Origin of the sequence: Oculatella sp. LEGE 06141 (assembly GCF_015207605.1) — a bacterium.
Classification (GTDB): domain Bacteria; phylum Cyanobacteriota; class Cyanobacteriia; order Elainellales; family Elainellaceae; genus Oculatella.
This window is the reverse complement of record NZ_JADEWO010000066.1, coordinates 21,630-30,606: the sequence shown is the minus strand read 5'-3', so window position 1 is coordinate 30,606 and position 8,977 is coordinate 21,630. Positions and strand designations below refer to the sequence as shown.

The window sequence follows — 8,977 nt, the reverse complement described above, 5'->3', positions numbered from 1 at the left end:
GTGAGTGGGTGGGTGAGATGAGCTTTGTTTTGACCTACCTACCCACCGACTCCTCTACGCTTCAGCTTTTTTCCACGGCGCACCAATGAGGCTCCATGTGGGACTGTTGAGTGCCAGATCCATGTCACGGGCAAAGATGGCGAACCCGTCGTAGCCGTGGTAAGGGCCGGAGTAATCCCAGGAGTGCATCTGGCGGAAAGGTAGCGCCATTTTTTGGAAGACATACTTCTCTTTGATGCCAGAAGCTACCAGGTCAGGCTTCAGCTCTTTGATAAACGTCTCAAACTCATAGGCGGAAACGTCATCGTAAATCAATGTGCCGTTTTCGACATAGTGCGTGGTGCGCTTATAATCGTCGTTGTGACCAAATTCATAGCCTGTACCGATCAGTTTCATGCCCAAATCGTGGAAGGCAGGGACAACGTGACGGGGACGCAGACCACCGACCATCAGGGCAACTGTTTTGCCTTCTAACCGAGGACGGTATTTTTCAATCACTGCCTGGGTTTGTGCCTGATACTTGGCGATCACAGCTTCGGCATTTGCCTGAATGGTTTCATCAAAGCGGGCGGCGATCGTCCTCAGTGACTCGGCAATTTGCGTTGGGCCGAAGAAGTTGTATTCCAGCCAAGGAACCCCGTAGGTTTCTTCCATATGGCGGGAGATATAGTTCATCGATCGATAGCAGTGAACCAGGTTCAGTTTCACGGAAGGCGTATTGATCATTTCGTGCAGGGTGCCATCCCCTGACCACTGAGCTACAACGCGTAAGCCAATTTCTTCTAACAGAATTCGGCTTGACCAGGCATCTCCACCGATGTTGTAGTCGCCGATAATGGCAACATCGTACTCGGTGCCATCCGGAACGTTTCCGGCTTTCTTCTCCTTATCGTATTGGGGGAACACCCAGTCCCGAACTGCATCATTAGCGATGTGGTGTCCGAGGGATTGGGAAACACCCCGGAAGCCTTCGCAACGGACGGGAACCACAGTTTTGCCAATCTCTTTCGCAGACTTTTTGGCTACAGCTTCAATGTCATCCCCGATCAATCCAATTGGGCACTCTGACTGGATGGAAACGCCCCGGTTGAGCGGAAATAGTCCATCTAATTCGGTAATTAGCTTGGCCAGTTTTTTGTCACCGCCAAACACAATATCTCGTTCTTTAAAGTCAGAAGTAAACTGCATCGTGCCAAAGGTGTCAACGCCCGTTGTGCCGATGTAGTAGTTGCGGCGACCCGACCAGGAGTAGTAGCCACAGCCCACAGGCCCATGACTAATGTGAATCATGTCCTTGATGGGTCCCCAAACCACTCCTTTTGATCCGGCGTAGGCACAGCCGCGAGTGGTCATGGAGCCAGGAACCGATTTGATGTTGGACTTGACGCCGCAATCAGATTTGCCTTCTTCGTAAACGTTGAGATGCTTTTCCCGCTTTTTCTTGGCCTTGTCGGGGTAGACTTCGAGAACGTCTTTGATCAGTTCTTTCGTAGCAATGACAGGATTGTCTTCAAGCGTTGCGGATTCAGGAGGTGTCATAATCTGCCTCTCTAGGTAAAGGATGGAGTGCGGAGTAGGGTGGGAGTATTGCAAGGTGGGCGATGGTCACCCTGCAATACTTGGAGTCTGGGTTAGGCTACGCCTGCGGGAGCTTTTGTACCTTCCTTGATGGCCTTTTCGTACTCTTCTTCGCCGCCTAGAATGCCAAATTCGACCAATAAATCTTCCAGCTCATCCATTGAAATGGGGGTTGGGATGGTGAGCTTATCGTTGTTGATGATCTTGTTGGCTAAGACGCGATACTCTTCAGCCTGCTTGCTATCGGGGGCGTACTCAATCACCGTCATCCGGCGCAGTTCTGCGTGTTGAACGATATTGTCGCGGGGCACAAAGTGAATCATCTGAGTATTGAGCCGCTTCGCCAGGGTTTCGATTAGTTCCAGTTCTCGGTCAACCTTGCGGCTGTTGCAGATCAAGCCACCCAGACGCACACCGCCAGAGTGAGCATACTTGAGAACGCCCCTTGCGATGTTGTTGGCGGCATACATTGCCATCATTTCACCGGAGGTGACAATGTAGATTTCTTGCGCCTTGCCTTCCCGGATGGGCATAGCAAAACCACCGCAAACCACGTCGCCCAATACGTCGTATGAAACGAAATCGAGGTCTTCATAGGCACCATTTTCTTCCAGGAAGTTGATGGCAGTGATGATGCCTCGTCCCGCGCAACCGACACCGGGTTCAGGGCCGCCCGACTCCACACAACGGACATCACGATAACCCGTCAACAACACTTCTTCCAGTTCCAGGTCTTCAACCGCACCGCGCTCGGCTGCCAGGTGCAGAATGGTGGTTTGCGCTTTGCTGTGCAGCATCAAGCGAGTGGAGTCTGCTTTGGGGTCACAACCGACGATCATGACGCGCTGACCCAGTTCAGCCATGCCGGCGATCGTGTTTTGCGAAGTGGTGGATTTACCAATACCACCTTTGCCGTAGAAGGCTATCTGTCTGATTTTGTCGTCACTCATCGAACTACTCCTTATGAATCAAAAATGAATTACAGTGAATGGAATTGGAACCTAACCGAAAACTGAACCAAGAGGTAGAGGATGCTCAAGGGGGCGATCGCTCCACCGCAGCCAGTGGATGGAATGGCATGATCAATATTCAGGTGAAGGGATGAGAGCAGAAACTTAACGGTGGTTCTTGCTTCCTTACACAGACTCCACCACTAATGTGGATAGAACTCGTTCCTGTAGTCGGGCTTCGATCGCAATCTTGAGGGTGGCGGTGCTGGATGAACAAGAGCCACATGCACCTTTGAGCAGAACTTTGACCGTATTGCCCTCCACGTCGTAAAGTTCCACATCACCACCATCCGCCAGCAGAACGGGACGAACCTCTTCCTCTAACACACGCTGGATTAACGTCACTTTTTGAACGGTTGTCAGCGTGGTTGGAGCCGTTTCTTGAGCAACAGCAATCTCAGTGGCTAATCGCTGAGAGGTTGCGGCGGTTTCTCGCTGCACGGTGATCAAAACATCTTCAATCGCTGCCAAACAAGAACTACAGCCGCCTCCGGCTTTGACGTAGCTGGTCACCTGCTCTGCTGTTGTCAAATTGTTTTCGATCGCAACTCGACGAATCTTGTTTTCGCTCACGCCGAAACATGTACAAATTAATGCACCTTCATCTTCGTCGTGATGTTCAATTTCAATTCCCCGATAGTTGTAAATTGCGGCTTCAAGAGCTTCTTGTCCCATAACAGAGCAGTGCATTTTGGCTTCCGGCAGCCCGCCGAGATAATCTGCAATCTCCTTATTGGTGAGCTTCAACGCCTGATCTAAGGTAAGTCCTTTGATCAATTCAGTCAGAGCAGACGAAGACGCGATCGCACTGGTACAACCAAAGGTTTGAAAGCGAGCATCAAAGATTGTGTCGGAGGCAATGTCAATCTTTAGATGAAGTCGCAGTGCATCTCCGCAGGCAATACTACCCACTTCACCAAACACAACAGCAATTCCTGGTTCATTCGCATCGGCGATCGCCCCTTGATTCTTGGGGTTGTAGAAGAGGTCTAATACTTTCTCGGTGTATTCCCACATGGTAGTTACTCAGGGGTAATAGGGTAATGAGTGACAGTGTTGGGTGATAGTGTTGGGTGACGGTGTTGGGTGAATGGATAGTGGACTGATGCAATGGCCAATGACCCACTACCGCCTACCTGACCACGAGCGCTTCTTCTCGGTCTTGTAGCCAATCCGCTTGATCGCTGTTGAAGGGAGAGAGTGCCCGGAGGCGATCGACAATTCCGGGCATCAGTTCGAGGACGCGATCAACTTCAGCGTCGGTGCTGTAGCGGGAAAGGCTAAACCGAATCGAACCATGCAGAATGGTGTAGGGTAAGCCCATCGCCCGCAACACGTGGGAGGGTTCTAGAGATCCAGAGGTGCAGGCAGAACCAGAGGAAGCACAGACCCCATACTGATTGAGAGAGAACAGAATGGCTTCTCCTTCGATATATTTGAAGCCAATATTTGTGGTATTAGGCAAGCGTTTTGTGGAATGCCCGTTGACCTGGCAATCAGGGATGCTGGATAGTAGACCTTGTTCGAGGCGATCGCGCAACTGTTTTTCCTGATTCACGCAGTCTAAATGCTGCTGCGCCAGTTCTGCGGCTTTACCCAGACCAATCAGACCGGCTACGTTTTCTGTGCCAGCTCTCCGTCCCCGCTCCTGATGTCCTCCTAAGAGGAACGGACGGAAGCGGAACCCACGCCGCACATACAGTGCTCCCACTCCTTTAGGGGCATGAAGTTTGTGTCCGGATAGAGTTAATAGATCAATGGTGCTGGTTTTGAGATTCAGCGGCAGTTTTCCAACCACCTGCACCGCATCCACATGGCACGTTGCGCCGTATGCTTTTGCCAGTGCGCCAACCTCTTCAACTGGGAAAATTACGCCCGTTTCGTTGTTGGCATACATGGTGGAAACCAGAGCTGTGTTTCCGGTTAGCGCGGCTTCTAGCTCGGCTAAATCGATTTGTCCTTGATGGTCAACTGATAAATAGGTAACGGTATAGCCTTGCTTTTCCAGTTGCTTACACACGTTTAGAACGCAAGCATGTTCAACTTCGGTTGTAATAATGTGCTTGCGATCGGGCTGTGCTGCAAGAGCGGCGCGAATGGCCGTATTGTTTCCTTCGGTGCCACAACTGGTAAAGATGATTTCTGATTCTTCCGCTCCCAATAGTGCGGCAACCTGCAAGCGAGCTGACTTAATGGCTTTGCCCACCTGTCCACCAAAGCTGTGCATTGAGGACGGATTACCGTAATACTCCTGTAAGTAAGGCAGCATTGCCTCCAGCACTACTGGGTCCACTTTCGTCGTTGCATTGTTGTCGAAATAGATAATGTTCACGCTTCTGTCCCTATTGCCTGGTGTTCAGCTTGAAGTAAGTTTGAAATTCGTTGAGCGTAGCCATCGAACCAATCATTCCAATACTCAGAATGCTTTACCCCATGCAGTCGTGAAATCATCCGGTTATAAGTGGTGAACCACTGTTCCCAATAGTCTTGGGAACCCGTTAAACCAATAGAGGAGTTGAAGACAGTCGTGATACCAGGGATACAGCCGTGGTTTGTCGGACACGCAGACCAGCATTGAGCAATGGCGTAATGACCAACACAGTTATTACAACGCGTGGGATCAATTTCATATCGCTGGTCAGTTTTTTGAATAGCCCCGGTTGGACAAGCAGATAAGCAGCGATCGCACTCAATACATTGATTGGTAATGGAGTAAGTCATGGCCGACCTCCTGGCTAAGATGGTTGTGTTTGTAGGTACTGGTCGTAAAACTCTCTAGCCACTTTCTCAATCACGTCGTAGGCTTCAACAACTTGCAAGCCTGCTTCTCTCAATTCTGCTTTTGGGCATTCGCCCACCTTCGAAACCAGTACAGCTTTACAGTCAGCGATCGCCTGGATTACGTACTCCAGCGTGGCATCTTCGCCATAACCACTTTGGCAGTACTGGTCAATCTTGCGGTGCCCCACAAACTTGGCTTCGTTGGCATCCACTTCAAAGATTTGGAATTCCTTCGCGTGACCAAAGTGCTGGTTCACAATCCCACCGCCTTTGGTTGCCACTGCCACCAGAATTTTGGGACTGTCCTTCACACGCTCGCTCGGCTTAACTTTGGCTTTAGCCAGCTTGATTTCTTCTTTGAATTTCTCGATTCCAGAATGGACTTCCTGCCGCAGTTCCAGGTCATATTGCGGAGCCATTTCCATAAACTTGTCTTTGGTGAATTCCTGGCTGCGGTCTTCACCCAGCAAGCCCACGGCATCGGCTCGGCACTGACGGCAGTGGCGCATCATCTTCATATTGCCGGAGCAGTTGTCCTGAATGGTTTTGAGTTCCTTGGGAGTTGGCCCCCGCTGACCCGTTAACCCAAAGTGGGTGCCATGTTCTGGGGCTGAAATCAGAGGCATGATGTTGTGCAGAAATGCGCCCTTCTCTCGAATCACCCGGTTCACTTCTACTAAATGCTGATCATTGATGCCCGGAATCATGACAGAATTGACTTTACACAGGATATCGGCTTCCTTCAATGCCTGTAGTCCTTCCATCTGCCGCTCGTGCAAGATTCTGGCCGCTTCTAAGCCCTTATACCGTCTCCGCCGATAGTGAACCCAGGGATAAATTTGGCTACCAATCTCTGGGTCAACCATGTTGATGGTGATAGTGACATGATCAACATTGAGCTGTTTGATCCGATCGACATACTCCGGCAACATTAACCCGTTGGTAGATAGGCAAAGTTTAATGTCGGGAGCCTGTTCGGCAATCAATTCAAAGGTGCGGAAGGTTTTTTCTGGATTAGCCAACGGATCACCAGGGCCAGCAATGCCCAACACTGTCATTTGCGGAATTTTGCCAGCAATCACCAGAACTTTGTGAGCGGCTTCTTCCGGTGTGAGCAGTTCACTGACTACCCCCGGACGACTTTCGTTAGCGCAGTCAAACTTACGGTTGCAGTAGTTACACTGGATGTTGCAAGCAGGTGCTACGGCAACATGCATCCGGGCGTAATGATGATGGGCTTCTTCGCTGTAACAAGGATGCTTTTCAATCCGTGTTCGCATCTTTTCATCGAGTCCATCGGTTGCACTGCTGGAGCTGCTGCAACCACAGCCATTTGTTGCCTTGACTTGCGCGTTTTCTGTAGCAGGAGTAAGGAGAGTGTTGGGTGGTGGTGTCATCGACTTTCAAGGGAATGAGGTGAACAAACCGCCACTGTGGGGATGCATTTGCATCACTCCACTCACCTAAACTCCGTATGAGAGTTAACTAAAACTCGTTTTCTCTGTTGGAGGACTGAGTGACTGGCGTTAATAGGGTTATACCAGCCGTCCTCAACCAAATCATGGTGTTAAAGTCGATCAAAATTATTGGAATATTAGGGATGTACTCAACCGTTGTATTCCTATTGCAATCAGCATTTAAATTTTTTTTAGGGTTGGGGGTTGAGTATTTTTAGAAATAGGAATGAGTATTTATAGGAATAGGGGGCTTGCTTTTTTGTACTCAAGCAGAACCCACGCACAGCAAGGCTTTCAGCCTAAATTTTACCAGTCTATTCAAGGTTGTTTTTAAGTACTCAAACCTAAGCCAGTCTCAAGTTGAGTGACCAATTTATTCTTTTTTAAACTGTTTCTGTATCTAAACTAGCATTCTTACACTTTATTTTGCAATCCGGTATACTTTTTGGAAAATTTAATAATTGATCCAGCAAACTATTGGTAGCATTAGTAACAGAATACAATACAAGCGCATTCGGCAAGCCAGAAGAGCAACCCCCATAGAAAAATACCCGTCGTGGCAAGTGCGATGGCTAAATGGGTGGGTTACCTGATTAACCTAATCGCGGTGGATCAAGAAGTGTTGAGTACAGATTCAGGCTCAACCATCCTCCTCATTATTCCCCTGACTGCTTGCTATGACTAGCTTTAAGCTTGAGTGTAAAATTGCAAGCCCCCTTTGCCATAAATACTTGTACCCCGGTGTCAAAATACCAGCACCCCTACCCTCAAGCGATCTTTGAAGCCTTGGTGCAACGGTATTTTAGGCGTTGAGTACACCTCTAATACTTTAATAAATTCAATTCGCGAATCCCAAAAGGCTGCTAGAAGGTACCTGATATACAGAAGATACGACTCGCCTTCTACCCCAAACAGCAATGTCACAGCTCTGCGATCGCCTCCTAACCCAGCACGCAGCACTCATTCAACAAACCTTTATGACATCATTCAGATATGTACTGTTGAATTCAGATGGTTTGTTTTCGGCTGCTGCTCAAAGACAGTCTTCTATAAGGCAATTTGTGCTCAAATGCATTCAAACTATCCCACTGTTTGAAGATATTCGGATGATCTTTGAGCGCGATCCAGCCGCTCGTAACTGGCTGGAGGTGATTTGTTGCTATCCTGGGTTCCACGCCATTGTTTGCTATCGTTTTGCCCACTGGTTGCATCGTTGGCATGTCCCTTTCTTTCCCCGCTTCGTTTCCCATCTGGGACGCTTTTTAACCGGGATTGAAATTCATCCGGGTGCCGTTTTGGGAAAAGGGATTGTGATTGATCACGGCATGGGTATTGTCATTGGTGAAACAGCGATCGTAGGCGATTACACCCTGATGTATCAAGGGGTGACATTAGGCGGCACAGGTAAAGAGAGCGGTAAGCGCCATCCTACGGTTGGGCATCATGTCGTCATTGGGGCGGGAGCAAAGGTACTCGGCAATATTCACATCGACAACTATGCCCGCGTTGGAGCAGGTTCAATTGTGCTACGAGATGTGCCCGCCCATTGCACAGCGGTGGGTGTACCGGGTCGTAACTTGTGTCGCGTAAACCCAGAGAATTTTTCTTTAGAACCTGGACACTCTTTAGATCCAGAAGCGATCACCATTCGTACTCTGGTGGATCGAATCGAACAGCTTGAACAGCAATTACAAACCTTGAAACAAACCCTAGCTTTTTCCGGGAGTCACACCCATGCAACCCTCTCTTAGTTCCACTGTGCCAATGGAATATGCTGTTGCAATTCCACAATGCGATCGCTGGCGGATTTATCATCGTCTGCAAGAATTAATGATTTCTTGTTCTTGCCCCGCAGATGGTTCGTTGCAAGTAGAAGTACATCATGGCATTGAGTTAATTTTAGTTCGCAGCATTGTTCAGCCGTTCACGGCACCTCGCCAGGAATTAGTGAATTGGTTGGAGAGATGCTGGTCTACTCCAGTGTCGTGTAAAGACAATTGTTGAGCCACTTAAAGTTGAAACAGAACTGGCTCGACAGTTCCCCTTGGCAGTTCCCAGGGTTGGGAATTGAGGGTGCAAACAACGTTTACGTTTCAAGCAACCTCTCACGGTTGGTTTCATGAATGCTCGCAAAATGATGAATGAAGGAGA

8 protein-coding genes are annotated in these 8,977 nt (G+C 49.1%); 2 read left to right on the top strand and 6 right to left on the bottom strand.

The window, feature by feature from the left end; all coding sequences use genetic code 11:
• Positions 1-54: 54 nt before the first annotated feature.
• The 6 genes from nifD to nifB all read right to left on the bottom strand — a co-directional run bounded on the left by nifD (position 55) and on the right by nifB (position 6,766).
• Positions 55-1,539: a nitrogenase molybdenum-iron protein alpha chain gene (gene nifD / locus IQ268_RS27510; RefSeq protein WP_193885863.1), complete on the bottom strand. Its 1,485-nt coding sequence runs from the start codon at positions 1,537-1,539 to the stop codon at positions 55-57.
• A gap of 92 nt (positions 1,540-1,631) precedes the next feature.
• Positions 1,632-2,528: a nitrogenase iron protein gene (gene nifH / locus IQ268_RS27505; RefSeq protein WP_193885862.1), complete on the bottom strand. Its 897-nt coding sequence runs from the start codon at positions 2,526-2,528 to the stop codon at positions 1,632-1,634.
• Between the two features lie 186 nt (positions 2,529-2,714).
• Positions 2,715-3,605 (bottom strand): Fe-S cluster assembly protein NifU, encoded by an 891-nt coding sequence (gene nifU, locus IQ268_RS27500; protein ID WP_193885860.1) that lies wholly within the window; start codon positions 3,603-3,605, stop codon positions 2,715-2,717.
• A 115-nt stretch (positions 3,606-3,720) separates the two neighbouring features.
• Positions 3,721-4,920 carry a cysteine desulfurase NifS gene (gene nifS, locus IQ268_RS27495; protein WP_193885858.1) on the bottom strand — a complete coding sequence of 400 codons (1,200 nt, stop codon included), beginning with the start codon at positions 4,918-4,920 and terminating at the stop codon, positions 3,721-3,723.
• Positions 4,917-5,309, bottom strand: a complete 393-nt coding sequence (locus IQ268_RS27490) for a 4Fe-4S binding protein (protein WP_193885856.1) — start codon at positions 5,307-5,309, stop codon at positions 4,917-4,919. Before IQ268_RS27490 ends, nifS begins: the two co-directional genes overlap by 4 nt.
• Before the next feature lie 14 nt (positions 5,310-5,323).
• Entirely contained in the window at positions 5,324-6,766 is a 1,443-nt protein-coding gene (gene nifB, locus IQ268_RS27485; protein WP_193885854.1) for a nitrogenase cofactor biosynthesis protein NifB, read from the bottom strand.
• A 1,121-nt stretch (positions 6,767-7,887) separates the two neighbouring features.
• Between nifB and cysE the strand changes: the two genes are divergently transcribed.
• Both cysE and IQ268_RS27475 read left to right on the top strand, forming a co-directional pair.
• Positions 7,888-8,577, top strand: coding sequence for a serine O-acetyltransferase (gene cysE, locus IQ268_RS27480; protein WP_339383641.1), 690 nt, complete (start codon positions 7,888-7,890; stop codon positions 8,575-8,577).
• The gene (locus tag IQ268_RS27475; protein ID WP_193885850.1) at positions 8,561-8,830 is read left to right on the top strand and encodes an Asr1405/Asl0597 family protein; all 270 of its coding nucleotides are present in this window, start codon (positions 8,561-8,563) and stop codon (positions 8,828-8,830) included. Before cysE ends, IQ268_RS27475 begins: the two co-directional genes overlap by 17 nt.
• Positions 8,831-8,977: the final 147 nt, after the last annotated feature.